We start from the raw sequence: 26,716 nt of genomic DNA, 5'->3' as shown, positions 1-26,716 counted from the left end.
TAATTGTTGTGAGCAATTTGAGAAAAATACGTCTATGAAGTAAATGGGAGCTATAGTTTGGAGTTTTGAAAATTTTATAAATACAATGCTTGACATTGTAGTCATTAAAACTGGGTTAGTTATTAGCGAATCCTATTTATTGGAAATTTTAATAGAAGAGTTTCCAGAAGACAAAAGACTTCCTCAATATGAAGAAAAAAAGGATTACGCATTAAGAATTCGGTCAGAGGATTTTGATGAATATTGTTGGGCTGTTCGTCAAAGATTGGGAGAACTTGAAGAAGTAAGTCCTTTGTTTTTTAAAGACATAAACAGTATGATGACTTGGATGGATAAAGGTTATGACCCAGCAAAAATATTCTCGAAACTAATCGATTTCGCTAGTGACATTCACGACCCTGAAAACCCAAAACTTATTGACCCTAATGAAATTTTAGAAAGAGCAATAAAAGAAAATATCGCACCTGTTCCTCTCATTATAGAAGTAATGGATGGAATGATTAATAATCAACGTATTTCGAATGTTATAAAACCAGTTGAAGAAATACTCTGGGATGGTGGAATTGAATTAAGCTCATTATTTGAGAAAGAATCTATACCAAAATCAAAATCGGATTTTATAGAACAAAAATTTATTAATTTTCTTCAAGCAAATCCAGAAAAATTAGAATTTATGCATTGGAGAAATTTCGAAAGATTAACAGCGGAATTTTTTAAGAGAAAAGGATTTGAAGTTGAGTTAGGTCCAGGAACAAATGATGGTGGAATTGATGTTCGAGTTTATGACAAAAAGGATAATAAAAAACCATATATAATTATTCAATGCAAAAGACATAAAGAATCTAACCAAGTTAAGATAGAAACGGTAAAGTCGTTTTATACTGACGTTGAATTTGAAGGTGCTAAAAAGGGACTTATAGCAACAACATCAAAAGTTGCTGTTGGAGGAAAAAAAGTAGCCTCAATTAGAAAATATCCATTAGAATTTGCTGAAAATGAAGAAATAAAAGTTTGGGTTGATAAAATGAAAAAAAGATAAAAACTGCTCACAACAATGTGTATAATTCATTGCTAGTTATAGCGTACTTACGAAAGTCCTCGCGGACTTTCTATCTGTGATTTAATTGCTAACTTTAGTGCTTAAGCACGCAACGAAATCATACACTAGACCGTTAAACAAACCTCTCAAAAACAAAATCAACGTCACATTTAAACATACACTAGCAAATAGGTGCGTTAGCGATTGAACGGTTTGCTTGAAATCCTTTTTGTGAGGCACGAGCAAAAAGATTGAGTAGTGAAAGCGCGACCTGAGTTTTTACGAGGGGAACGCCCTAATAACCTGCCTAAAAATGAAACCCAAAGGTTCCGGTTACACCAAACTTACGTGCATCTGGGTATAGCTCGTTATCTTTATAATTGCCTCTAAAATTAAAGTCGATTCTGAATATTTTAAAAATATTCCCAACGCCTAAACCGTACTCGTAATAGGGCTTATTGTTTGGCGCCACAAGCGGAATGTTATTGGGATTGTTGGTGGTGTTTAAGTTGATATTCTCCTGCGAAATGTCGCCCCAAACGCCTCGAATACTCACAATTTCACGAAGGTTTAATTTGCGTAAAAACGGGATTCTTGAAAAGAAGCGACCATTAAAATTATGCTCGAAATGAAAAGATGCGTAAGTATCGGATACAAACTCGTAATAATCTAACTGCGAAAAGGTATTGTAAATTGAAAAATATGATTGGTTTCCGGGGATAACGCTTAACAATCCCAAGGGTACTTCGCCAAAGGTTTTACCGGCTTCGATAGTGGTGTACAGCCTACCAAAACCACCAAGCTGCCAGGGTTGTATGTACGATAGCTGCAGTTTGGTATAATTGAAATCGCTATTAAAAACCGTTTTATCGCCACGGCTAACTTGCGCAAAAATGCGTGCAAAATCATCGTTTGCCGTACGACGCTCTACGCCAAAGCCCGTCATTTTCCGTTTCGGGAAATAGGAAAGCGAAAGCGAGGTTTCAAATTGGTTTATTTCGGATGAAAAACCTGTTGAAGAATTGGCATCAACATAATCTAAACTAAAGGTTGGCGATGCCGATTCCAAAGTACGGTAGTTGGCACCGAGCCTAAAAATAACATTGCGCCAAGGCTCAAGCTGTACCGCTAAACTGGTTAAGTTTATAGCCGTTAATTTGTCGTTTGATCCGGTTCCTACAACCGATGACGATGCTAAACTACGCCCCAAAACATCGGTACTTGTAGTAAGGCTAGCCCCTATTTGCTCGACATCGCGCCGGTTTCCGCCAGAGATAATCAATCGGGTTTTTTTATCCAACAGCCATTTTCCTGAAATACCGTATTTAAATTTATCATCACTAAAACCGTAGGCCAAAAAACCTTCCAGTCGCCATAAATCGTTTCTGCCAAAATAGGTGCGTCCACCGGTTCGCAATCGCATCCCTTCAACTTCGTTAAACCCAAAGGTTGAAAAAATGGGGCCGTAATCTAACGGCAAGGTGTTAAACTCGATATAACCCGACGATAAAATGCTCCCTAAGTTATAAAGCCGTTTAAACTTTTTTACGGTTTTTAAGGTGTCCAACATTTTGTAAACCCCTTGTTCGTCTTTATTTAAATCTTCCAATCGGTTTTCTGCCCAAAACGTTTCATCTCTGTCGTAAACATCTTTATCGTAATTGTAAACTTCCCTGTCGTAAAACTTTCTATCTAAGGGTTTATCGAATTCGTAATTATTGAATAACGTGGTTCGTTTGCCGTACACACCACGCGAATCTTCTTTTTTGCTCAACGCAAAATCAGACATCATATAATCGCGTTTTACAAGGAAAAGCGAATCGTTCAACACTTCAAACTCCTGTTCGATATAAATCTCTTTTACCCAGTTTATATTGGCACTTTTTGAAGCTTGTAAATTAATTTCCTTTATGGCATAGGTAGAATCTGCGACCCAAAAATCGCCTTTAAAAGTAAGTTCGTTTTTTCGGCGCGGGTAATAAATAATATTGTAGCACCATTTATTGTCGATAAAGGCACTGTCGGACAACACATAATTATAAGTGTTGATGCCTGTTTTTGAAAGCGGACTCACGAAGCTTTTATCGAAAAATTTAAGGTAATTATCGTAAACGTTGTAATCGGAATACAAATCGTCAACAAAATCAATAACGACTTGATTATCGCTAAATCCCGAGTTTTTGTTTCCTTTTAAAACCTCTTTTTCTTTATTGATTACATTATCGCCATAAACCCTGGAAACGGCTTCGTTGATAAACATGGGCAAGTAGGTTTTTCCCGTTACGCGCGAGGTATCAACTTCGTTAAACACAAATTCCATACCTCTAAAAAGTTTGCTTTTAATAAGCGCACTATCGATGGTATTGATGTCGAATTCTACTTTTTCGTATTTATCGTATTCGTATTGTTTGTAAAGATTTAGGCCATTTTTGCGTTTGTGTTCCCAAATTTTACGCAGCAAATCGATAGCCGGATTATTCTTTTTCGATTGCTTTCCGGATACAATTACCACAGCATCCAATTGCGCTGTTTCTTCCTTTAAAGTGAATTTTAAATTGTAGTTTACTTTTTTGTCTAACTGAATTAACAATGTTTGGTAACCAATAAAAGAAACGGATAATGTGTCCCAAGTTTCGGCAGATTCCAAATAGAACCTCCCGTTTTCGTCGGTAATGGTACCTTCGGAAGAGCCTTTAAAAATAACATTGGCAAACGATACCGGCTCGTTAAACTCATCAAACACATGACCGCTAACTTTGGTTTGGGCAACTGCTGAAAAAAATCCTAGGAAAAGAAATATAAAAAGTAGTTTTATGTTCATAGTATAAAAAAACTTCATCAACAATCGTGCTAATGAAGTTTATATAACGTAAAAAAAATTAATTTATTTGTACAGTACTTTTTTAACGGCTTTAATCACCTCTGTGTAATCTGGTAGCCATTCTTCCAGTAAAACCGGTGAATACGGTGCCGGTGTATCGGCTGTATTAATTTTTACAATGGGGGCATCTAAATAGTCAAATGCTTCAGATTGCACTAAGTATGTAATTTCGGTGGCTACGTTTCCAAAAGGCCATGCTTCTTCTAAAATTACCAGTCTATTGGTTTTTTTAACCGACTCCACAATCGCTTTTCTGTCCATAGGACGCACGGTTCTCAAATCGATAATTTCACAAGAAATGCCTTCCTTTTCCAATTCATCGGCGGCTTTGTAAGCTTCTTTAATAATCTTTCCAAAGGACACAATAGTAACATCGGTACCTTCGCGTTTTATATCGGCAACGCCAATTGGCAAAACATATTCGCCTTCTGGTACTTCACCCTTATCGCCGTACATTTGCTCGCTTTCCATAAAAATAACAGGGTCGTCATCGCGAATGGCAGCTTTTAATAAGCCTTTGGCATCATAAGGATTTGATGGCACAATTACTTTTAAACCCGGAGTATTGGCAAACCAATTCTCGAATGCTTGCGAGTGCGTAGCACCCAATTGACCGGCAGAAGCCGTAGGGCCACGAAATACAATAGGGCATTTAAATTGTCCACCCGACATTTGCCTGATTTTTGCCGCATTATTTATAATTTGATCAATCCCAACTAACGAGAAATTAAACGTCATGTACTCCACAATAGGTCGGTTTCCGGTCATGGTAGAGCCAATGGCTATTCCAGCAAAACCAAGTTCTGCAATTGGTGTATCAATTACACGTTTTGCTCCAAATTCGTCTAACATACCTTTTGAAGCTTTGTAAGCACCGTTATATTCCGCAACTTCCTCACCCATTAAATAAACGCTTTCGTCTCTGCGCATTTCTTCGCTCATGGCTTCGCAAATAGCTTCTCTAAATTGAATTGTCTTCATTAAATGTGTTTTTAAATCTAATTGCAAAAATAACAATAAATAGATGACTTTGTTTAAAAGAATTATCTAAAATTTATTATGCACGCATAGTAAATATTCAAAATAAAATAATTAACTTCGTTGCCAAAATTTAGAAGTTATAAAACTATAGCGCAAACTATAACGTTGTAGTTCTGGACTTCGCAAGTAACTAGTCTTAATTTAATTACAAAAATATGAAAATTTTAGTGTGTATAAGTCACGTTCCGGACACTACATCAAAAATTAATTTTACGGATGACAACTCTAAATTCGACACCAATGGTGTGCAATTTGTTATCAATCCGAATGATGAGTTTGGTTTAACCCGTGCCATGTGGTTTAAAGAAAAACAAGGGGCCAGTGTCGATGTTGTAAATGTTGGTGGCGCAGAAACCGAACCAACTTTACGTAAAGCTTTAGCTATTGGTGCAGACAGCGCCATACGTGTTAATACTGCGGCTTTAGACGGATTTCAGGTCGCCAAACAATTAGCGAAAGTGGTGCAAGAAGGCGGTTACGATTTGGTAATTGCCGGTCGTGAATCTATTGATTATAATGGTGGTATGGTTCCTGGTATGTTAGCTGGTTTAACCAACGCCAATTTTGTAAACAACTGTATTAACCTTGAAGTTGATGGCACTAATGCTACGGCGATTCGTGAAATTGACGGTGGAAAAGAAACCGTTGCAACAACATTACCGCTGGTTATTGGTGGGCAAAAAGGATTGGTTGAAGAAAGCGATTTACGCATTCCGAATATGCGCGGTATTATGATGGCTCGTAAAAAACCATTAACCGTAGTAGAACCTGTTGATGCCAATGCCGAAACCTCTGCGGTTAAATTTGAAAAACCAACTCCAAAAGGTGCCGTAACACTGGTATCTCCTGATAATTTAGACGAATTAGTAAACTTACTTCACAACGAAGCCAAGGTCATTTAATAACCAAATTTCAATCACCAAATTCCAATCGTTTGATATTTGGAATTTGTTTTTTTGAAGTTTATATTTTGAAAAATATTATGTCAGTTTTAGTATATACAGAATCAGAACAAGGAAAATTTAAAAAAACAGCTTTTGAGGTAGCCTCTTACGCCAAAGCGTTAGCAAACCAATTGGGAACTACGGTAACAGCAGTGGCCATAAATGCAAACGATCCTTCGGAACTAGGAAATTATGGCGTTGACAAGGTTTTAAATGTGAACAATTCACAACTCGAGGCTTTTAATGCCAAAACCTATGCCGATGTTTTAAAACAAGCCGCGGAAAAGGAAAATGCCAAAGTTGTTATTGTAAGCTCCAGTGCCGATAGCAAATATTTAGCGCCACTTTTAGCCGTTGGATTAAACGCGGGATTTGCTTCCAATGTTGTTGAAGCACCATCGAGCACATCGCCTTTTACCGTTAAGCGTACAGCCTTTACAAACAAAGCTTTTAGCATGACAACCATTGACACCGATGTTAAATTGGTAGCGGTTTCCAATAATGCTTTCGGATTGGTAGAATCGGGTGGTAACGCTTCCGCGGAAGATTTTTCGCCATCCATTCCAGAGGCTGGTGTATCGGTACAGTCCGTAGATAAAGCCACCGATAAAGTAACCATTGCCGATGCCGAAATTGTGGTTTCTGGCGGTCGTGGTTTAAAAGGCCCTGAAAACTGGGGCATGATTGAAGAACTGGCCGAAGTTTTAGGTGCTGCTACAGCCTGCTCTAAACCGGTATCGGATTTAGGATGGAGGCCACATAGCGAACACGTTGGGCAAACCGGAAAACCTGTGGCAGCAAACCTTTATATTGCCATTGGTATCTCTGGAGCCATTCAGCATTTGGCGGGCATAAACGCCTCAAAAGTAAAAGTTGTTATCAATACCGATGCCGAAGCGCCTTTCTTTAAAGCCGCCGATTACGGTGTTGTTGGCGATGCTTTTGAAGTGGTTCCGCAGCTCATCGAAAAATTAAAAGCATTTAAGGCCCAACAATAAATTATTTTTTATAAATTGTATTGTTCCGCAGAACTGTTTAAATTAGCATAATATCGTAATTCTGCTTTTGCAGTTGGTTAAGTCCTAATTTAAACTGTTCTTTGCGCTTTTAATAAATTTATGAGTTTAGTAAGATTAAACATAAAAGGCATTTCCTATAGTCAAACCCAAAACGGCGCTTATGCCCTTATTTTAAATGAAGTTGATGGCGAACGCAAACTTCCTATTGTAATTGGTGCTTTTGAAGCACAATCCATTGCCATAGCTTTAGAAAAAGAAATTCGCCCACCTCGACCCCTAACTCATGATTTGTTTAAAAATTTCGCCGACAGGTTCGATGTGGTTGTTAAACAGGTGATTATCCATAAATTAGTCGATGGCGTTTTTTACTCCAGTTTAATCTGCGAGCGCGATAAAATCGAGGAAATAATTGATGCCAGAACCAGTGATGCCATTGCTTTAGCCCTGCGTTTTGACGCTCCTATTTTCACCTATAAAAATATCCTCGACAAAGCCGGTATTTACTTAAAAGTGAATCCGAAAAAAGAAGAGGAAGACGAACTACAAGACAGTATTTTGGTTGATGATTTATTGGCAAACGAATTAGAACCCAACGCACCCCGCGAAAACTATAAAGGAAAAACCCTTGAAGAACTTCACAAATTACTAGACGAAGCCGTTTCAAACGAAGATTACGAAGCTGCCGCACATATACGCGACGAAATTTCCAAACGTTAATTTATCACATATCTATGAAATCTTTTTTTTTGTCCCTAGTTGCTATTATAATCTTATCAACTTCTTCATTAATAGCACAAGAAACAGACAAAACTAAACGAACAGATACTATTGAAAATGTTTCGCAAACCGAAACCATATTAATAGATTCAACAAACATCAATTTTTCCGAAACTAAAATTGCAGATACTTCTGAAGGAGCCGCTTTAAATGAAACAAAAAGCACCATTATTGAAAGTCAGGGGTTTTCAATAAATAGCTTATGGCGTGGTGCTTTGGGGATGGTTACTTTAATTTTTATTGCCCTTCTTTTTAGCAGTAATAGAAAAGCCATCGATTGGAAAATTGTCGGCATAGGTTTAGCATTTCAACTCCTAATAGCCATAGGTGTTTTAAAAGTTAAATTCATCAAAAGTATATTCGAATTTGTTGGGGGGTTATTTGTTGAAGTATTGGAGTTTACAAGGGCAGGTAGCAAATTTTTATTTGAAGGTTTGGTTGTAGATATGGATACTTTCGGATTCATTTTCGCATTTCAAGTATTACCAACCATTATTTTCTTTTCGGCATTAACATCGGTTTTATTTTATTTAGGCATCATTCAAAAAGTAGTAAAAGCCTTTGGTTGGTTATTATCTAAACTTTTAAAGATTTCTGGAGCAGAAAGCTTAAGTGTGGCTGGTAACATTTTTTTAGGTCAAACCGAAGCGCCACTTTTAATTAAGGCATATTTAGAAAAAATGAATAAGTCCGAAATGCTGCTGGTCATGATTGGCGGTATGGCAACCGTTGCCGGTGCTGTATTGGCGGCTTATATTGGCTTTCTTGGTGGCGATGATCCCGCATTGCGTTTATTTTATGCCAAACACTTGTTAGCGGCATCGGTAATGGCAGCTCCGGGTGCTATTGTGATATCAAAAATATTATATCCGCAAACCGAAAACGTCAATACCGATGTTAAGGTTTCTCAAGAAAAAATAGGCTCCAACTTTTTAGATGCCATTGCAAACGGCACGACCGAAGGTCTAAAACTAGCTGTAAATGTTGGTGCTATGCTTTTGGTGTTTGTTGCTTTTATTGCCATGTTTAACGGTATTTTAGGTTGGATTGGCGATGTTACCGCTTTAAATGGTTGGATTGCTAGCAACACGTCGTACCAAAGCTTATCGCTCGAACTTATTTTAGGCTATATTTTCGCTCCTTTAATGTGGCTAATTGGCGTTGCAAAAGAAGACATGGCCTTAATGGGGCAACTCCTTGGCATAAAAATAGCGGCCAGCGAATTTATTGGTTACATACAACTTTCGGGTTTAAAAAACGTCGCCAATGCCACGCACTTGAGTTATCAAAAGTCAATAATCATGGCCACTTACATGCTTTGTGGGTTTGCTAATTTTGCATCTATTGGCATTCAAATTGGCGGCATAGGCTCCTTGGCTCCGGGACAACGAAAAACCTTATCTAAATTTGGGATGAAAGCGCTGATTGGTGGTACTATTGCTTCTTTAATTTCGGCGACTATTGCAGGAATGATTATCGGCTAGTAGCACATAGTTTCCAAAAAAAACACTTATCCTCAAAATATAAAATCTGGTTAATAACTTTTAATATCATTTAGGGTTTCATCAATCAGATTCAACTCATATTTTTTATTTTTATTCGCTGATAAATTTTGTCACGCTGAGCGCAATCGAACCATCTATTAATAGATTTTCGATTTTAAAACCAAGTTTAATTTAATGAGATTCCCACTTTCGTGGGAAATAATTATGAAGCAATACCACGATTTAGTAAAACACGTTTTAGAAAACGGCAACGAAAAAGGAGATAGAACAGGCACAGGCACAAAAAGTGTTTTCGGACATCAAATGCGGTTTGATTTAAGTGAAGGTTTCCCCATGGTTACCACAAAAAAGCTACACTTAAAATCGATTGTTTACGAGCTTTTATGGTTTTTAAAAGGCGATACAAATACTAACTATTTAACTGAAAATGGTGTTAGAATTTGGAACGAGTGGGCAGACGAAAATGGTGATTTAGGACCTGTTTACGGCCACCAATGGCGCAACTGGAATAGCGATGAAATTGATCAAATTAAAGAGGTAATCAACACATTAAAAACCAATCCGAACAGTCGTAGAATGTTGGTTTCAGCTTGGAATCCTTCGGTTTTACCGGATACTTCAAAAAGTTTTAGCGAAAATGTAGCCAACGGAAAAGCCGCATTACCGCCTTGTCATGCCTTTTTTCAGTTTTATGTTGCCGATGGGAAATTATCTTGCCAGCTCTACCAACGCAGTGCCGATATTTTTTTAGGCGTGCCTTTTAATATTGCAAGTTATGCCTTGTTTACCATGATGATGGCTCAAGTTTGTGGTTACCAAGTTGGCGAGTTTATTCACACATTTGGCGATGCACATATTTACAGTAACCATTATGAGCAATTGGAATTACAATTATCCCGTGATTTAAGACCGCTACCAAAAATGATTTTAAATCCTGAAATTAAAGATATTTTCGACTTTACTTTTGATGATTTTACTTTAATAGATTACAATCCACACCCTCACATCAAAGGTGTTGTAGCTGTATAACAATTTTACTTAATTTAAATAAAAAAAGCGCCTTCAAAAAATTTGAAAGCGTTTTTTAGTTTAACTTTTTTCGATTTTTTAACTATAGCGCTAACACACCATTTTCCGATGCGAATTCATTACTTTTATAAGCATCCGCTTGATCATCATTAACAAAAGTACCGTCAATAAGATATCTAAACTCATACGAATTATTTTTCTTTAAGTTTAAAGCCCCGCTTTTCAATTTTATGTTGCCAATGGGAAATTATCTTGTCAGCTCTACCAACGCAGTGCCAACATTTTTTTTGGGTCTGCTTTTTACATTTCAAGTAATGCACTGTTTACCAATATAATGGCTCGAGTTTGTGGTTACCAAGTTGGCGAATTTATTCATACCTTTGGTAATGAACACATTTACTGTAATCATTATGAGCAATTAGAATTACAATTTTCCCGTGATTTAAGACCGCTACCCAAAATGATTTTAAATCCTGAAATAAAGCTATTTTCGACTTTACTTTTAATGACTTTACTTTAGTAGATTATTATCCACACCCGTACACAAAGGGTGTTGTAGCTATTTAACTTAAAAATTCTTAGTCATGAAAAAAACTTTACTAATTGCATTATCTCTTTTACTGATTCTTGCAGTTGTGGTGATTGCAAAAAGTAATCAATCACAAAAAACAACCCTTGTAAAAATTGAAAGAAAATCAATTAACCCAACCCAAAAGGGTAAGAAAAAAACTCTTGAAGAGCGCGCTTTATATGATGAAGCCCGTAATTTATACGAATATTACAGGCAAGTTAACCCAAACACAGGCGTTATTTCGAAAGCGGATAAAAATCTTGAATTAAAGAATTCGAAGCGTTCCTTGTTAAAAAAAGATATGAAATCTGCAAAAATACCGGAAACGGCCTATTCCAACAGAGGACCTAGTAATTTAGGGGGAAGAACCAGAGCAATTGTTGTAGATAGAAGTGATGCTACGGGTAACACCCTTATTGCCGGTGGTGTTAGTGGCGGAGTTTTTAGAACAACCGACGGAGGTTCAAGTTGGACAAAAGTATCTGCCAATGATGAGATCCACAACGTAACCGCTTTGGTACAAGACCCACGATCTGGGTTTGAAAACACTTGGTATTATGGTACAGGCGAAGGTTTAGGCAATTCGGCTTCTAAAAGTGGGGCTTTCTACTTTGGTCAAGGTATTTGGCAATCTACAAATGGTGGGCTTACTTGGACACAAATGCCATCTACATCTTCAACACAAGAAGTTTTTAATTCTAGGTTCGATACGGTATACAACTTAGCTATTCATCCAATCACAGGCGATTTATTTGCTGCAATCAATGGAAGGGTTAGTCGTTTTAATGGCACTATTTGGTCAACAGAAGTAACCAATCCTGGAGGTTCAATAAACACTAGTTTTGCCACCGATGTAACTATTACCTCAACGGGTAGGGTTTATGCCGCTTTTTCTGGCACTCTCGACGCTTCAATTGAAGGCGTTTGGACGTCTTCAACAGGTAATAGTACAACGGGAGCATGGTCTAGGATTAATGCATCAGACTTTACACCAACAGGAAGGGTTGTTTTGGCTTTAGCGCCATCAAACCAAGATAAGTTGTATACTTTATTTGCAAATGGTATTAGCTCTGATTGCGATACAACACCAGCAGTAGAAGCAGATTTATGGATGTGGGATCAATTGACAACAACTTATACCGATTATTCCAGTAAACTGCCCGATGAAACAGGTTGTTCTAACGGGAATGACCCCTTTGGTATACAAGGCGGTTATGATTTGGTTGTAAGCGTAAAACCTGATGATGAAAATTTTGTTTTAATTGGAGGCACAAACGCATATAAAATCGTCGATATTGCTGTAGACGCAACGTTTACACGAATCGGTGGCTATGCAACGGCTGCAGGATATACACAATATGCCAATCACCACCCAGACATTCATGCGTTGGTATTTAGTCCGTTTAACAGCAATATACTTTTTTCAGGAACTGATGGCGGTGTGCACGCAACATCAGATATAACAGCAGCAACTGTTGCTTGGTCGTCACTCAATAACAACTATCAAACCTTTCAATTTTACCACGTATCTATAGACCCTGATTCTGGCTCTGATTTTGTTATTGGAGGCGCGCAAGACAATGGAACAACAGTTGGAGGCACGTCCATAGGCGCCTCATCTACAACAAGCCACATTCCTTTACTTAGTGGCGATGGTGTTTCTGTGGCTATTCCAAATTATACAGGTTGTGGCATTTCCTTTTTTGGTGGCTCTCAAAACGGCACCCTTTACAGATATTGCCAAAACACGAGTGGCTATACCGAAATTACACCGCGTATGTCAACAATGCCAGATGTGCTTTATCCCAGTCAGTTTGTCACCTATTATCATGTAGACCCAGATAACACCAATGCCATTTATTACGCTTCTGAAGGCACGTTGTTGCGTTCTACAGACGGAGCTAATGTAACACAAGATACCTGGACAAGTTTGAGCGATACAAATACTGCTTTTGGTCATGCCGATTATTTTCAAGCATTTTCTACAACAAGAGGTGTATATAATGCCCTAACAAGTTATTTGTTAATGGGTGGCGACGAAGGCCATATTTATAGATTGGATGATCCACAAAATGCTGCAAACATTTCAACGGCAATAGATATTACACCGCCAACCGCAACCATAGGATTTCCTTCTATTGTAACCGGTTTAGCCATTCATCCTACAAACAACGATATTGTTTTAGCAACATATTCAAATTACGGAACCGAAAGTATTTTTTTAACCACTAATGCAACCAACGCAACGCCAACTTGGACTTTAGTTGAGCGCAATTTATCTGCACATTCTATTAGGTCTGCTGCTATTACCGAGGTTGCTGGACAGACGCTGTATTTTGTTGGTACCGCCAGAGGTTTATACAGCACATCAGACCCAACAACTACAGATTGGGTAAGAGAAGCTCCAACAGAAATTGGTTTTGCCTTGGTAAGCTCGCTATCTTATAGGCCATCAGACAACCATTTGTTAGTTGGAACCCATGGAAATGGTATGTACGAAACTGTAATTACAGATAACCCTCTTAATGTAAAGGATGTTAATAATATAAGCGCTAATATGAGTTTATATCCTAATCCAGTAGAGAATGAAATAAATTTAAAGTTTACAGGCAGTTATGGAAAGGTTTCAAATTATATGATAACCAATATATCGGGGCAATCGGTTTTACACGGAGAAGATATTTCGAGCAACAAAATAGATGTTACAAGTTTACAAACGGGTATATACTTTGTTAAAGTAAAAATTAACGATAAAATTGGAACTAAAAAGTTTATTAAAATATAAATACAATACATAAAAAAAGCGCTTTCAAAAATTTGAAAGCGCTTTTTAGTTTAAATTTTTTCGGTTTTAACTATAGCGTTAATACACCATTTTCCGATGCGAATTCGTTGCTTTTATAAGCATCCGCTTGCTCATCATTAACATAAGTACCGTCAATAAGATATCTAAACTCATACGAATTATCTTTCTCTAAGTTTAATGTCCCTTTAAATGTACCGTTCTTTAATTTTTTTAACGAATTTGCTTTCTCGTCCCAATTGTTAAAACTTCCAACTACTGATACTTTTTTAGCTTCTTCTGCTGGTACCGTAAAAGTAACTTTACATATTGGTTTACTTTTTAAATACTGTTTTGTAATAGCCATGATTTTATTTTTTTTTAGTTTAGGTTCTGTTTTAAGCCGCAAATTTATAAAACAATTCCATATTTACGATTGTTTAAAACGCTTTAAGTCAAATAATTATGATTTTATCAATCCGCCTGAATAATAAATTAACGAAATAGCAGTTTTTAACTTAAAAATTACTAAAATGGCAAAGAAACCTTGCTATTTTTCCGACTAAATTTTATAGCATTTATAACTAAATCGTTTTAGTTTTCAAAGCACCATTGTCTTTTTGATACCAATTCACCAAATACGCTTAAAATTACATTTGGTATTACAAAAAGTTTTAACTTTACAAGCAATTATATTGTTGATATGTTCGGAAAAAAAAAGCCAAAACCACAAATTGATGCAGACCAATTAGAGCTTATTGAAAATGCTCAAAAACGCATTAAACAAAAAAAACGCTTATACGTCCACTTTGTTATCTTTTTAATTGGCGCGGTGTTTCTAATTGCTGCAAATACCGTTTTGGGCATTGGCAAAGATTTTACTTTGTTTGGCAAAGAATGGTTTTTATTTGCCATTTTATTGTGGCTTTTCTTTTTGCTCTATCATGTTTTTAACGTGTTTGTTACCCATAAATTTATGGGAAAAGATTGGGAGCGAAATCAATTGGAAAAATTGGTAACACTGCAACAAAATAGAATAGAAAAAATAAAAACCGAACTAAAAAAAGAAGCTCCTCATATTGCTGAAAGCGAGGTTTACAACGAATCTTTAAGCGTTAAAAATAAAAAATCTGAATTGACCATAATTGTCGCTGCCGCGGAAAATGACGCCATTGGAAAAGGCAATAAACTCATTTGGCATTTAAGCGACGATTTAAAACGCTTTAAAACCTTAACCAATGGGCATCATATAATTATGGGCCGCAAAACCTTTGAGAGTTTTCCAAAACCATTGCCTAACCGAACGCACGTGGTTATTTCTAGGCAACAAGACTACAAAGTTCCCAACGATGTTATTCTGGTAAATTCTTTGGAAGATGCCATAGATGCCGTAAAAAACGATTCCCAACCTTTTGTAATTGGCGGTGGCGAAATCTACAAACAGGCCATGGCTTTAGCCGATAAAATTGAGTTAACACGTGTACACGAAAGTTTTGAAGCCGATACGTATTTCCCGAAAATTGATACATCGGTTTGGAAAGAAACCGCCAATACCTTTCATACAAAAGATGCAAACCACGAGCATGAGTTTTCGTTTTTAACGTATGAGAGAAGATAATCAAACTTGACTTTGTCAGAAAAAATAGATAAATTCGTTTGCCGTCAGATATAAGGCGTTAAATGGCATTAAATAACGACGCTTATCTGCTAGCCATTATGCCCAATTAGAGCAATGAACCTAAAAGAATCATTAAAGGTAACAAAACTAGACTTAACAAATCTTGTATTTATGCCAGGTAGTGGTAGCGGAAGTGAACACTCTAAATTTGAAATATCGCCTAAAGATTTTCTCAGATTCTCTAAATTAGATTTTCATTCCAATAACAGTCAAGGTCTAATCAATTCACTTACAAACGCTAAAAGAGCAATTGACTGTCAAATTGACGAAACACTTAGTGTTTTAGGGATTGATTTTCAGGACATTCCGAAACAAAGTGAAGAAATTGTTTCCTTAATGGAATTTAACATAGATTTACCTTATAAATTAAAACTAATACAAGCTTTAAATTTAGCACCTGCATACATTGTTGCAAAAGCTAGAACTCTTAGAAATAAATTAGAACACTACTATAATTTACCTTCAAAAGAAGAAGTTCAAGAATCAATAGATATTGCAGAACTTTTTATTCGTTCAATAGAAGGAAAAACCAAAATATTAGAGGATGAGTTTTACATTACGGATTCAAAAAACAGAACAGACCTTTGGGAATTTAACTCTGGTCTTTCTTTTGGATTTGACAAAATAAATAAGAGTTTTAGAATTATACCTACAAAGAAAAAAGTTCATTTAGATTCTTTTAAGGTTGACTATAAAAATGTTGAATATTATGGACTATTAAGACTAATGCTTTCTATAGATGACGATTTTGAGTGTTTGAAATCTTTACAGCTAATTATGAATTTAATAGAACACGAAATTCCGATAAATAAAATAAAAGTTGAATGTGAATAAAAAAAGGGCATAACACCGTATAAATTTATTGCTTGTTCTCGCCTGCTTACGAAAATCCTCGCGGATTTTCTATTCAGTTTATTTTTAAGTGCTTAAAACAGGTTACTAACCATACACAAACACGGTAAACGAACCTTCAATAATTTATTCCCATTACCTTTTTCTATTTTCCGTAATTTCGCAACATGGTAAAAGAAACCCAACTTCGTATTACACTTAAAGAAGAAGAACAACCCGATATTTTAGTATTTAAGTCCGCACTAAAACTCGATATCGATAAAAGTGATATTACGGGTGTAAAAATTCTTAGAAAATCGATTGACGCCCGTAAACCTAAAATCTTTTTCAATTATAAAGTTGCGGTTTATATTAAAGAGCCTGTACCAAAAAACTCAGAATACACCTTTAATTATAAAGACGTTTCTAAAGCCAAACCCATTCATATTATTGGGTTTGGTCCCGCTGGCATGTACGCCGCCTTGCGCTGTATAGAACTCGGTTTTAAACCCATTGTTTTAGAGCGCGGAAAAAATGTGCAAGACCGCCGCAGGGATTTAAAAGCCATAAATCAAGATCATTTTGTAAACGAAGATTCCAATTATTGTTTTGGCGAAGGTGGTGCAGGCACGTATAGCGATGGTAAATTATACACCCGAAGCTTAAAACGTGGCGATGTGCGTCGCATTTTTGAAAACCTCGTTTTTCATGGCGCAACCAACCAAATTTTAGTCGATGCGCATCCGCATATTGGTACCAACAAATTACCCAAAGTGGTCCAGAATATTCGGGAAACCATTTTAAACTATGGTGGCGAGATTCATTTTGAAACACGTGTGGTCGATTTTACAATAAAAAACAACAAAATACAAGCCATTCAATTGCAAAACGGTAACGAAATGATGGCTAATCGCGTTATTTTGGCAACCGGCCATTCCGCTCGCGACATTTATTATTTACTTCATAAAAAGGAGATTGCTTTAAAGGCAAAATCTTTCGCTATGGGTGTTCGGGTGGAGCATCCACAGCATATTATTGACCGTATTCAATACCATTGCTCTGGCGAACGCCACGAGTTGCTTCCTGCGGCTTCATACGGATTGGTGCAGCAAGTAAACGAGCGCGGAGTCTATTCGTTTTGTATGTGCCCAGGCGGTTTTATAGTGCCTGCGGCCACCGCCAATGGCGAGGTTGTTGTTAATGGGATGTCGCCTTCAAAACGAAATAATCTGTATGCCAATTCGGGTATTGTCGTTGAAATAAATGCCGAACAAGATTTACGGAAATACGAGCAATTTGGGGTTTTAAAAGGGTTGGAATATCAAAAGAATTTAGAGAAATTAGCTTTTACAGCCGGCGGAAGAAGTCAGGTTGCTCCGGCACAACGTTTAACCGATTTTGTTGAAGGTCGCTTGTCGATTACGTTAAATGACACATCGTATCAGCCCGGGCTTAACTCGGCACCTCTGCATTCTTTATTGCCAAAATTAATTGGAAGCAGATTGCGAAAAGGCTTTGAAGCTTTCGGACCAAAAATGAAAGGCTATTACACCGAAGAAGCCAATATTGTGGGTGTGGAATCCCGAACCTCATCGCCTGTTAATATCCCAAGAAAAGACAATTTAGAGCACATAGAAATTGAAGGCTTATTTCCCTGTGGCGAAGGCGGCGGATATGCTGGTGGTATTGTTTCGGCTGCTATGGATGGTGAACGTTGTGCTGAAGCTGCAGTTGTTGGATTGTAACTTGGGTTCTGCGTTAGGGATTGAACGACATGTTTGAGCTCGCCGACGCAGGAGGAAGCGAGTAGTGAAAGCCCGACCCCTCTTGCCCTGAGCGGAGTCGAAGGGTTGGGGTAACGCCCAAATAATTATTTTTGTATGTTTTTCTAAAAGCAAAGTAACTCCTTTTGTTTAAAAGATTTATTCCTATTTTTGCAGCACTAAAAACTAACTAATATGAACGCATATATATTTCCAGGACAAGGTGCACAATTCTCAGGCATGGGTTTAGACCTTTATGAAAATTCGCCTTTAGCTCAAGAGTTATTTGAACAAGCCAATGATATTTTAGGCTTTAACATTACCGACACCATGTTTGAAGGTACTGCCGAAGCGCTTAAAGAAACCAAAGTAACCCAACCCGCCATATTTTTACACTCGGTAATTTTAGCCAAAACTTTAGGCGCTAGTTTTAAACCGGATATGGTTGCGGGGCATTCTTTAGGGGAATTTTCAGCATTGGTTGCCAACGGAACTTTAAATTTTGAAGACGGCCTAAGGTTAGTGTCGCAACGCGCTTTGGCCATGCAAAAAGCCTGTGAAATTCAACCAAGCACCATGGCTGCGGTTTTAGGTTTAGAAGACGAAATTGTTGAAAAAATCTGTGCTTCAACCGAAGGTATTGTGGTGGCGGCAAACTACAACTGCCCGGGGCAATTGGTAATTTCGGGTGAAGTTGAAGCTGTCAATAAAGCCTGTGAAGCTTTATTAGAAGCGGGTGCACGACGCGCTTTAGTATTGCCTGTTGGTGGTGCTTTCCATTCGCCTTTAATGGAACCAGCTCGCGAAGAACTGGCGGCGGCTATTGAAAACACGACTTTTAGCAAACCCAATTGCCCGATTTATCAAAACGTGACGGCACATGCGGTTATTAATGAAAACGACATAAAAGCAAATTTAATATCCCAATTAACAGCACCTGTACGTTGGACACAATCTGTACAGCAAATGATAGCCGACGGAGCCACTTTATTTACTGAAGTTGGTCCAGGTAAAGTTTTACAAGGTTTGGTAAAGAAAATTAATAGAGAAGCTGAAACCGCTTCTGCAACTTTTGAAAGTAATAGCTAAATGAAATTATCTCGACGCTCCATTTTTATATTTTCTGTAATTATTATCACTATTGCTCTTGATCAAATTTCAAAAATTTGGGTTAGAGCGCAAGTCGTTGCCGGTAGCCAATCTGAAATTATTGGCGATTATTTCACTTTGCACAATGTAGAGAACAAAGGTGCCTTTTTAGGCATGGGCAGCGAATTAAATGATACACTTAGAATCATTCTGTTACTAATTCTACCAATTGTTGTTTTGGCTTTGGTATTGCGTTATATTTTTAAAGAAAAAGCATTGGATAATTGGTCGCTTTTTGCTTTTGCAAGCATTATTGGTGGCGGTATTGCCAATGTTTACGACAGAATTGTTTACGGTTCTGTTACCGATTTTTGGCATATCGATTTAGGTGGTGTATTTAGAACCGGTATTTTTAATATGGCAGATTTATCGGTTACCACAGGTATGATTATTTTGGTGATAGTTACTTTTAGAAAAAAGAAAACCTCGTAATTTCACTTTTTAAATACTTCAAAATTTTATAAAAAAAGACTGTCTTTAAAAAGACAGTCTTTTAAATTAATCCCAATTCGTTTTAATATAAATTGATAAAAGTAATTACTTTATTGAGTTAGTTACCGGCTTAATTTGGTTTTAGTTCCAATGTAAATTGAATTCCTGCCAATCCACAACACGATGTTGCCGTATAGGTTAAATCAAGTGTAATTATTCCAGTGTCTGGGTCTAAGTTAGTTCCTGGACCTTGTGCAAAATCAACTTGCCCAGGAAAACTTAAAGACTTCTCTGTAACAGTTATTACGCCACAAACGTCGGTAAATTCTAAACCGATAGGGAAATCGGGTCCAAAGATATCTGCAGTTCCGTCACTCAAATTATAAGTTCCAGCTGCAGGCTGCGTAATTGTAACGGGCTGCGGACTTCTAAAATTACCAGGAATAGGAAGGTTTGACGATATAACGGTACTGATATAATTCCCTTCCAACATGGTAGGACAAGACACAGGATAACTTATTTTGATAGTGACTAATTTAGAATTGCTTAGTGTAGTTCCTGTATTATCAGTCCCATCGTTATTTAACAAACTTAAAACCCGACCATCTGGCATAGTAAACCGTGTAGAAATTGTTAAAACGTCTCCAAGTTGAAAATCATCAATGTTGTTTAATTCTGTAAAAGCAGCGTAAATATCATTGGTCGATAATGAGAAATCTCCCGGTAAAGTGACATTGCTAAATAAGGTGCTGTTATAAACAGGACCGGCTAACGTCGCGTAAGTTGCAATAATATCTGCCGATGCGGGCAGCCCTTGTGAAACAGAAGCATTAAAACTCATGTTTAAAGGCGTACCATTAAGCACCTTTGTTAAATCAAATATTTGATCGGCATTCGCATCTTTTGTAAAATTAGCTACTGCTCCTGCTTCTAAAACAAGTGCAGAATCTCCGCCATCTTTTTCACAAGAAAAACTAAAAAAAGTGGCTACAATTACAAGTAATAAAATTTTTATATGTTTCATTTTTATATGTTTTAATTGTCCCAAAACACTCTATAAGTCGCTATAGTTTTTTGTTCTGGAGCATTCTGATTAAGGTTTAACTCGTTTTCTGGCCAGAAAAATGTTCTATTATATGGGTTATTCAATGTGGTATCAGTATCTAGTAAAGGATATGCATCGCCATTGTCTAACTGATACTCGTTTGTGCCATTTGGATCTGCCAAAACAGGGTAGCCTGTTCTTCTGTAATCATTATATTGATCCATTTGGTCGCCATAAGTTGCCACCCATTTTTGGGTCATGATAATTTCCATTTGTTTTTCTGCGCTTGCTGCCGTAAATTCTGCTTCAATATTTGCAATAAAATCTGTAACGGCCGTTGAACCCGATAGCACTGGCACGGTTTGGGTTGTGCCTGTTCCTGCTACAACCTGATCTACCTTAGCAAAGCTTGCCGTTATGGCTTGAGTTAATTTTGCTGCAGCATCTCCAGTGATTAAACCTACATGCATAAGTTCAGCTTGGATATACAAAAACTCATCATAAGTTAATATTCTTCTTGGTGCCACTCCAGTTCCACTCGCAACGGTTCTTGCAAAACCTTGCCCGTCGTCATATCTTCCACCACATGGGAAAATACCCGGAAATGTAGCATCGTTGGCTACGGCACCATCTCGCCATGGGCCAACACTACCAAAACGTATGGTGAAAAATCCTGTAGAGGAATCCCAATAATCTGCTCGGGGATCGCCAGAAATAGGATCTGCTTGGTCTCTGGGAAATTGCCCAGGCTGCAATTGATTTGCCCAATAATAGGGTATTCTAGGGTCTTGGTTTCCTGTATGGATATTAGGATTCATTCCCATTAAAATCTCATAAAACCATGGGCTTACGTAATGATCTACCTGAGCACCGCCGTAAGCGGCTTGAAATAATTGGTTACGTTCGTCTTGTGGTGAAACCGTGGCTGTATGTATGAATTGAAAATCATCTGCATTTGATGCAAAGAAGTTATTTTCAGCCACCAATGCATCTAAAGCAGATTGACTAAACAATGGTGATGATGACAATCGGATTTGATTAAGTAATTTCAATTTAAACGTATTGGCAAACTTAATCCACTTACTTGTGGAACCGGCATAATAAAAGTCATCTGCCGCTGGAAGCAAACCACTGGGGTTATTCAAATTTACTTTGGCTTCATCAATTAAATTAAAAATATCTTGATATATAGTTTCTGAATCGTCAAAAACCGGACTCACAACGCCTTGTATTAACAATGTGGCCTCAGAATATGGGACATCGCCCCACAAATCGACCGCCACAGACATCATATACGCCTTAAGCAATTGCCCAATGCCTTTGTAAACCGTAGCGCCATCTGTCTCTGCTTGAGAGATCAATGTTTCCAAATCTGTTAATGCTAAATACACATTATTCCAATCGTTATTTAAAGGGATGTTATTGGCTTGGGTACCGTATTGATCTTGGCTGCTTCTTGAAACCCCCTGATGGGTTTGCGTCCCTAAGACTTCGCCACTAAAGTTGTTCCAATCGGCCAGTAATGCGGTTGTAATTTCTATATTGGGCAATAACTGATTCATTGGAGCAACAGTTGGGTTATCTGTATCTGTATCTACATCTAAATAGTTGTCACATCCAAAAAGCGATATAACGACGATAAATATTGGTAAAATATGATACCTTTTAAATTTTATATTTTTCATTTTTTGTTATTTAAAAAGTTAGGTTAATTTTAAATCCATAACGTTTAGACGTTGGCGCTGAAGAGTTTTCAATACCTTGAATTCTGCTCGAACCGAAAGATGTTATTTCTGGATCGTAATTGGTGTATCTTGGAACATTTGGTGCAAAATACCATAAGTTATTTCCAAAGGCACTTAAAGACATTTTACCGAAAGGTGTTTTTTCTAACCACTTTGATGGCACATCGTAGGTTAAATTTAATTCTCTTAAACGGTACACGGTACCGTCGTACACTGTTCCTTGATCGGTAGAATTTATGCCCCATGTATTGCTGGGTCCTCCACCCGTAAAATACAAGTCGTTTGTATCAAGCTGTGTTGTATTTGGGATTCGATTACCATTATTATCCAATGTATAATTTCCATTCACATCGCCGTAAAACCCTGGTATAATGTGAGTGCGTTCTCTATCTTCTGTATCTTTGGTAACCCCTCGTCCTAAAAGTGAGCCTATACTGACAGACTGAATATCGCCTCCTTCCCTCCAATCAAATTGAGCTCGGAAAGACCAGTTTTTATACTTAAACGTATTGATAAAGCCCATTTTAAAATCTGGTGTTGGATCGCCAATTATATCACTCACTGGGTCTTGGAATATCCATCCTGTAGATTGATCGATAATATAATTACCCTCATCATCCCTTTGGTGTTTGGTGCCAAAAAACACGCCGAACGGCTGCCCTTTAATAGCATAAGCTATCTGGTTTCCGTCTAGCCTAATTCTTTCAAGACCTTCAACCAACTCGGTAACCTCGTTGGTGTTTTTTGTGAATGTGGTAAATATGTCCCATTTAAAATTTTCGGTTTGAATAGGTACTAATGTTAAACCAATTTCTACACCGGTGTTAGTCATTTCTCCTATATTGGTATTAAATGATGTAAAACCACTGGACCTTGGAACAGAAACAGGTGAAATTAAATCGGTTGTGGTTTTTTTATACCAAGTAAAATCAATCGCAATGCGTCTTTTAAAAAACTCTAAATCCGCGCCAATTTCAATTTCATCTGTAAATTCCGGCGTAATGGATTGGTCTCCCAAACCTGTTCTATTTCCGATAACAGGAATGGATGCAAAAGGTATTCCTAAGGCAAATGTGGTGCTTAAAAATTCAGCACCTGCATCGTTACCAACCGATGCCCAACCGCCTCTAAGCTTTGCAAATGTTAGCACGTTGCTATTTAATTTGAAGGCCTCGGTAACAATTAAGGATAAACTTGCCGAAGAATAAAAGTAAGACCGATTATCTATTGGTAAGGAAGAAGACCAATCGTTTCTACCTGTTCCGTTTAAAAATAAAAAATCTTTGTAAGATAATGTTAGATCTGCAAATACGCCTACGTTACGTTTTCTTAAAAACCCAACACTGGTAGGCAGAAATAAACTGTTTTGATTCGAAACCGTTACTGTATTTGCCAATGTATATATTCCCGGTGAAATAAAAGTTGTTCCTAAATTCACATCTCGAGTAAATGAATTCTGATACGTATTAAATCCTGTAATAACCGATATGTCCAAATCATCTGTGAGCGTATAATCAAAATTCAATAGGAATGTAGATTCAATATCTTCGATAGTTGCAGAGTCTAAAGTAATTGTTCCTCCTGTTAAAGCTGAAGCTATGGATTGCGGATGTCTAATTTCCTTTCTATCCAAGTCATATTTATTGTAACCTACTTTAAACGATGCTGAAATATGATCGTCAATGGGTACGCCAATACTTAAATTCGTAACAACTCTATTTGTGTTTGTCGTTACCTGATCGTTCTCCCAAGACCATAACGGGTGATCCCAACCTGTGTTTGGAATTACAGACCCACCAGTGAGTGGATTGGTATAGGGAATGGACAAATCCCAAGTACGCCCTAACCACAATGTTCTTGCAAAAGAAGCCGAAGATCCAGCAAATTGATTATTCCCAAAAAAGCCTCCTACTTGCTGGGTATCAGAATAACTTAAAGAACCTCCAACCGTAATATTGTTTGGAAGCTTAAAGTTTCCTCCAGCTGAAAAAGAAGTTCTGTCGTAAGTATTAAAAGGGATGTAACCTTGTTGTTCCAAATCGGACAATGTAACACTAAAACTACCGTTTTCGTTTCTTGAAGATGCTGTAATTGAATTATCTAAAACAATACCTGTTTTAAACAAATCCTTAACATTGTTTGGCTGTGCCACATAAGGCAGTGTTTCAATTAAACCGGGACCATACACATCCGGGAAAGCGGTTACCCAACTATTCCACACGGGAATGGTTTCCAAAGTATCAAAAGCTGGACCCCATGAGCCATTGGAGCCTGCATTAAAATTAAACTGTGTACCCTGCCCGTATTTATTTTGGTACTCCGGTAGGTTGGCTATTTCTTCAAAATAAGTACCACTACTTACATTGATACTTAGCTTATTATTAGTACTTCCCGATTTAGAAGCTCCAGATTTGGTAGTAATAACAATAACGCCATTGGTTGCTCTTGAACCATATAAGGCTGCCGCCGCTGCACTTTTTAATACTGATACAGATTCAATACTATTGGGGTCTAAACTAGAAATACCAGACTCGTAAGCACCACCGCCCGTAGTTTGGCTAGATGTTGTTACCTGAGAATTGTCATAAGCAATACCATCTACAATAAATAAAGGCTGACTTGCACCCCCTATAGTCGTTTGCCCTCGAATACTTATTTGGTTTGAAGCTCCGGCAACACCATTAGAAAAATTAACATTTACACCTGCAACTTTCCCAGATAACGAGCGCAATAAATCGGGTTCTGAGTTTTCAAGAATTTCTTCTGATTCAACCTGACTTACCGAGTAACCTAAATCCTTGGCATTACGTTTAATACCAAAAGCAGTAACTACAACTTCTTCCAGGGATGTGGCATCATCAACAAGCTGCACATTAATGGTACTTGATTCTCCTACAACTACCTCTTTAGCCGTATAGCCAATAAAACTAATTACAAGTGTAGCACCTTGGTTAACTTTAGTTGAATAATTACCATCAAAATCAGAAGAGGTGCCTGATGTCGTTCCTTTAATTAAAACAGTTGCCCCTGGAAGCGGTAAACCAGAACTATCTGATATGGTACCAGACACTGTTTTTTCTTGTGCAAAAGATAATTGCACAACAAACGCCAGTAATAACGTTAGTAATCCACTAAACTTTTTTTTCATTTGTTTATATTTTATGAGTTAGTCTGTGCAGATTGTAGAAAAGGAAGACAGCAAAGAAATTTTTTAAAAGACTAATTCAAAAAAATCATACTCTACGAAATGAAATCAAAGTTTAGAGAAACCCCGAATTTTTTTATTAAAGCAAAGCTCTAAAACTGCCTTACCTTTTACAATTGCAATAGTAAAAGAAGTAGTTTAATTGGCTTTTTAAGGCAAGTTTGATTTGAAGTATGCACAAAATGATTTAAGCTACTTATTTAGTAGGCTAAGCGGATTAACACTTTGTTAACGCAGACTTACCAAATATATATTAACTTAGATACGCCAATAAAAACGCGTAATTACAGCTAAATTGAATCATTTTAATAACAAAAAGCTTGGTAAATGCCATTGAGGTAAAATTATAATAAATTGATTTAAAATGCCTGTTTTTTGCATTGTATGAATTTCAAGTTGATTTGAATGCCCGTTTTTATGCTGTAAAAAGATTTGCAGCAACTTAAAAAGTTGATTTTTTATACTAGTTTCGAATACTTAATTAATAATTTAATAATGATTGCTCCAATTAAGGCCATAATAATAGATGATGAATTCTTAGCTAGAAAAAGGGTTTCTAATTTATTGAATGATATTAAAGACATTGAATTAATTGAAGAATGCAGCTCTGGAAAAGAGGCCATAAAAGCAATACACGACAAAAAACCTGATCTTATTTTTTTGGATATTCAGATAACCGACATGACGGGTTTTGACATCCTTAAACAGATTGACGAATCCGCAATGCCTCTAATAATTTTTATAACCGCTTTTGATGAATTTGCCTTAAAGGCTTTCGATTTTTTTGCCTTTGATTATTTATTGAAACCTTTTAAGGACGAACGTTTTTTTCAATCCACCAATAAAGTGATTGATATGTTTTCTTCAAACAAATCAGACGGGTTAAACAAAAAAATAAACAACTTACTACAGTATATTGAAAACCCCAATACCGATTTTTTTGAAACTAAAAACTCTAAACTAGCTATTAAAGCTAATGGTAAAATATCGTTTATCGAAAAAAATGACATAAAATACATTCAAGCCTCTGGTTATTATGCAGAGATTTTTACCGAACAAAAAAAATATCTTTTACGAGAATCCTTAAGCTCGTTGCTACATCAATTAAAATCATTCAAATTTACTAGAATTCACAGGTCAACCATTATTAACACCTCGTTAATCAAAGAGGTTTTATACTCCAATTACGGTGAGATTGATGTGAAAATGCAGGACGAAAAACTCTTTAGAATAAGTAAATCTTACAAAAAGGAGTTTCAGAAAAAAATGGGGTTTTAATT

At 37.0% G+C, this 26,716-nt stretch carries 19 protein-coding genes and 1 pseudogene; 14 read left to right on the top strand and 6 right to left on the bottom strand.

Annotated elements, in window-relative coordinates:
- Positions 1-43: 43 nt before the first annotated feature.
- Positions 44-1,039: a restriction endonuclease gene (locus tag ACN5J7_RS02210; RefSeq protein ID WP_418602481.1), complete on the top strand. Its 996-nt coding sequence runs from the start codon at positions 44-46 to the stop codon at positions 1,037-1,039.
- A 307-nt stretch (positions 1,040-1,346) separates the two neighbouring features.
- Here ACN5J7_RS02210 and ACN5J7_RS02205 read toward each other — a convergent pair whose 3' ends face one another.
- Positions 1,347-3,860, bottom strand: coding sequence for a DUF5686 family protein (locus ACN5J7_RS02205; protein WP_418602479.1), 2,514 nt, complete (start codon positions 3,858-3,860; stop codon positions 1,347-1,349).
- A 63-nt stretch (positions 3,861-3,923) separates the two neighbouring features.
- Positions 3,924-4,901 (bottom strand): pyruvate dehydrogenase complex E1 component subunit beta, encoded by a 978-nt coding sequence (locus ACN5J7_RS02200; protein ID WP_418602477.1) that lies wholly within the window; start codon positions 4,899-4,901, stop codon positions 3,924-3,926.
- Positions 4,902-5,116: 215 nt separating this feature from the next.
- Here ACN5J7_RS02200 and ACN5J7_RS02195 point away from each other — a divergent pair, with 215 nt between their 5' ends.
- From ACN5J7_RS02195 to ACN5J7_RS02165, 7 genes and pseudogenes are all read left to right on the top strand, one after another.
- On the top strand, positions 5,117-5,863 hold the full coding sequence (locus ACN5J7_RS02195; RefSeq protein ID WP_418602475.1) for an electron transfer flavoprotein subunit beta/FixA family protein: 747 nt from the start codon (positions 5,117-5,119) through the stop codon (positions 5,861-5,863).
- A gap of 80 nt (positions 5,864-5,943) precedes the next feature.
- Positions 5,944-6,903, top strand: a complete 960-nt coding sequence (locus ACN5J7_RS02190; RefSeq protein ID WP_418602473.1) for an electron transfer flavoprotein subunit alpha/FixB family protein — start codon at positions 5,944-5,946, stop codon at positions 6,901-6,903.
- A gap of 120 nt (positions 6,904-7,023) precedes the next feature.
- Positions 7,024-7,641: a bifunctional nuclease family protein gene (locus ACN5J7_RS02185; RefSeq protein ID WP_311937434.1), complete on the top strand. Its 618-nt coding sequence runs from the start codon at positions 7,024-7,026 to the stop codon at positions 7,639-7,641.
- 14 nt (positions 7,642-7,655) lie between these two features.
- Positions 7,656-9,185, top strand: coding sequence for a NupC/NupG family nucleoside CNT transporter (locus ACN5J7_RS02180; RefSeq protein ID WP_418602470.1), 1,530 nt, complete (start codon positions 7,656-7,658; stop codon positions 9,183-9,185).
- Between the two features lie 225 nt (positions 9,186-9,410).
- On the top strand, positions 9,411-10,235 hold the full coding sequence (locus tag ACN5J7_RS02175) for a thymidylate synthase (RefSeq protein WP_418602832.1): 825 nt from the start codon (positions 9,411-9,413) through the stop codon (positions 10,233-10,235).
- Between the two features lie 220 nt (positions 10,236-10,455).
- Positions 10,456-10,802 (top strand): annotated as a pseudogene (thyA, locus tag ACN5J7_RS02170) (thymidylate synthase); the annotation flags it as partial.
- Positions 10,803-10,819: 17 nt separating this feature from the next.
- The gene (locus ACN5J7_RS02165) at positions 10,820-13,591 is read left to right on the top strand and encodes a T9SS type A sorting domain-containing protein (protein WP_418602468.1); all 2,772 of its coding nucleotides are present in this window, start codon (positions 10,820-10,822) and stop codon (positions 13,589-13,591) included.
- A 70-nt stretch (positions 13,592-13,661) separates the two neighbouring features.
- On the opposite strand, the gene ACN5J7_RS02160 is transcribed toward ACN5J7_RS02165, so the two are convergent.
- Entirely contained in the window at positions 13,662-13,955 is a 294-nt protein-coding gene (locus ACN5J7_RS02160; protein ID WP_311937426.1) for an isoamylase early set domain-containing protein, read from the bottom strand.
- 336 nt (positions 13,956-14,291) lie between these two features.
- Here ACN5J7_RS02160 and ACN5J7_RS02155 point away from each other — a divergent pair, with 336 nt between their 5' ends.
- The 5 genes from ACN5J7_RS02155 (at position 14,292) to lspA (ending at position 19,441) form a co-directional block, all read left to right on the top strand.
- Positions 14,292-15,206: a dihydrofolate reductase gene (locus tag ACN5J7_RS02155; RefSeq protein WP_418602466.1), complete on the top strand. Its 915-nt coding sequence runs from the start codon at positions 14,292-14,294 to the stop codon at positions 15,204-15,206.
- A 114-nt stretch (positions 15,207-15,320) separates the two neighbouring features.
- Positions 15,321-16,100 (top strand): hypothetical protein, encoded by a 780-nt coding sequence (locus ACN5J7_RS02150; protein WP_311937423.1) that lies wholly within the window; start codon positions 15,321-15,323, stop codon positions 16,098-16,100.
- 185 nt (positions 16,101-16,285) lie between these two features.
- Positions 16,286-17,842 (top strand): NAD(P)/FAD-dependent oxidoreductase, encoded by a 1,557-nt coding sequence (locus ACN5J7_RS02145; RefSeq protein WP_418602464.1) that lies wholly within the window; start codon positions 16,286-16,288, stop codon positions 17,840-17,842.
- A gap of 213 nt (positions 17,843-18,055) precedes the next feature.
- Entirely contained in the window at positions 18,056-18,949 is an 894-nt protein-coding gene (gene fabD / locus ACN5J7_RS02140) for an ACP S-malonyltransferase (protein ID WP_418602462.1), read from the top strand.
- Positions 18,950-19,441 (top strand): signal peptidase II, encoded by a 492-nt coding sequence (gene lspA, locus ACN5J7_RS02135; RefSeq protein ID WP_311937415.1) that lies wholly within the window; start codon positions 18,950-18,952, stop codon positions 19,439-19,441.
- Positions 19,442-19,571: 130 nt separating this feature from the next.
- Here the strand turns inward: lspA and ACN5J7_RS02130 are convergent, their stop codons facing one another.
- The 3 genes from ACN5J7_RS02130 to ACN5J7_RS02120 are packed head-to-tail and all read right to left on the bottom strand — an operon-like array spanning position 19,572 to position 25,379.
- A complete protein-coding gene (locus tag ACN5J7_RS02130) occupies positions 19,572-20,465 on the bottom strand; it encodes a hypothetical protein (RefSeq protein ID WP_418602459.1) in 894 nt (297 codons plus the stop codon).
- 11 nt (positions 20,466-20,476) lie between these two features.
- The gene (locus ACN5J7_RS02125; RefSeq protein ID WP_311937411.1) at positions 20,477-22,171 is read right to left on the bottom strand and encodes a SusD/RagB family nutrient-binding outer membrane lipoprotein; all 1,695 of its coding nucleotides are present in this window, start codon (positions 22,169-22,171) and stop codon (positions 20,477-20,479) included.
- 10 nt (positions 22,172-22,181) lie between these two features.
- Positions 22,182-25,379, bottom strand: a complete 3,198-nt coding sequence (locus ACN5J7_RS02120; protein ID WP_418602457.1) for a SusC/RagA family TonB-linked outer membrane protein — start codon at positions 25,377-25,379, stop codon at positions 22,182-22,184.
- A gap of 552 nt (positions 25,380-25,931) precedes the next feature.
- On the opposite strand from ACN5J7_RS02120, the gene ACN5J7_RS02115 reads away from it, so the two are divergent.
- Entirely contained in the window at positions 25,932-26,714 is a 783-nt protein-coding gene (locus tag ACN5J7_RS02115) for a LytR/AlgR family response regulator transcription factor (RefSeq protein WP_418602456.1), read from the top strand.
- Positions 26,715-26,716: the final 2 nt, after the last annotated feature.

Origin of the sequence: Hwangdonia sp., assembly GCF_048381975.1 — a bacterium.
GTDB classification, from domain to species: domain Bacteria; phylum Bacteroidota; class Bacteroidia; order Flavobacteriales; family Flavobacteriaceae; genus Hwangdonia; species Hwangdonia seohaensis.
Note: the sequence above shows the minus strand (reverse complement) of the source record. Positions and strands in the feature narration are given on the sequence as shown.

Coding starts and splice junctions, on each gene's coding strand:
- ACN5J7_RS02210 (WP_418602481.1), top strand. CDS start 44: ATGGGAGCTATAGTTTGGAGTTTTGAAAATTTTATAAATACAATGCTT.
- ACN5J7_RS02205 (WP_418602479.1), bottom strand. CDS start 3,860: ATGAACATAAAACTACTTTTTATATTTCTTTTCCTAGGATTTTTTTCA.
- ACN5J7_RS02200 (WP_418602477.1), bottom strand. CDS start 4,901: ATGAAGACAATTCAATTTAGAGAAGCTATTTGCGAAGCCATGAGCGAA.
- ACN5J7_RS02195 (WP_418602475.1), top strand. CDS start 5,117: ATGAAAATTTTAGTGTGTATAAGTCACGTTCCGGACACTACATCAAAA.
- ACN5J7_RS02190 (WP_418602473.1), top strand. CDS start 5,944: ATGTCAGTTTTAGTATATACAGAATCAGAACAAGGAAAATTTAAAAAA.
- ACN5J7_RS02185 (WP_311937434.1), top strand. CDS start 7,024: ATGAGTTTAGTAAGATTAAACATAAAAGGCATTTCCTATAGTCAAACC.
- ACN5J7_RS02180 (WP_418602470.1), top strand. CDS start 7,656: ATGAAATCTTTTTTTTTGTCCCTAGTTGCTATTATAATCTTATCAACT.
- ACN5J7_RS02175 (WP_418602832.1), top strand. CDS start 9,411: ATGAAGCAATACCACGATTTAGTAAAACACGTTTTAGAAAACGGCAAC.
- ACN5J7_RS02165 (WP_418602468.1), top strand. CDS start 10,820: ATGAAAAAAACTTTACTAATTGCATTATCTCTTTTACTGATTCTTGCA.
- ACN5J7_RS02160 (WP_311937426.1), bottom strand. CDS start 13,955: ATGGCTATTACAAAACAGTATTTAAAAAGTAAACCAATATGTAAAGTT.
- ACN5J7_RS02155 (WP_418602466.1), top strand. CDS start 14,292: ATGTTCGGAAAAAAAAAGCCAAAACCACAAATTGATGCAGACCAATTA.
- ACN5J7_RS02150 (WP_311937423.1), top strand. CDS start 15,321: ATGAACCTAAAAGAATCATTAAAGGTAACAAAACTAGACTTAACAAAT.
- ACN5J7_RS02145 (WP_418602464.1), top strand. CDS start 16,286: ATGGTAAAAGAAACCCAACTTCGTATTACACTTAAAGAAGAAGAACAA.
- fabD (WP_418602462.1), top strand. CDS start 18,056: ATGAACGCATATATATTTCCAGGACAAGGTGCACAATTCTCAGGCATG.
- lspA (WP_311937415.1), top strand. CDS start 18,950: ATGAAATTATCTCGACGCTCCATTTTTATATTTTCTGTAATTATTATC.
- ACN5J7_RS02130 (WP_418602459.1), bottom strand. CDS start 20,465: ATGAAACATATAAAAATTTTATTACTTGTAATTGTAGCCACTTTTTTT.
- ACN5J7_RS02125 (WP_311937411.1), bottom strand. CDS start 22,171: ATGAAAAATATAAAATTTAAAAGGTATCATATTTTACCAATATTTATC.
- ACN5J7_RS02120 (WP_418602457.1), bottom strand. CDS start 25,379: ATGAAAAAAAAGTTTAGTGGATTACTAACGTTATTACTGGCGTTTGTT.
- ACN5J7_RS02115 (WP_418602456.1), top strand. CDS start 25,932: ATGATTGCTCCAATTAAGGCCATAATAATAGATGATGAATTCTTAGCT.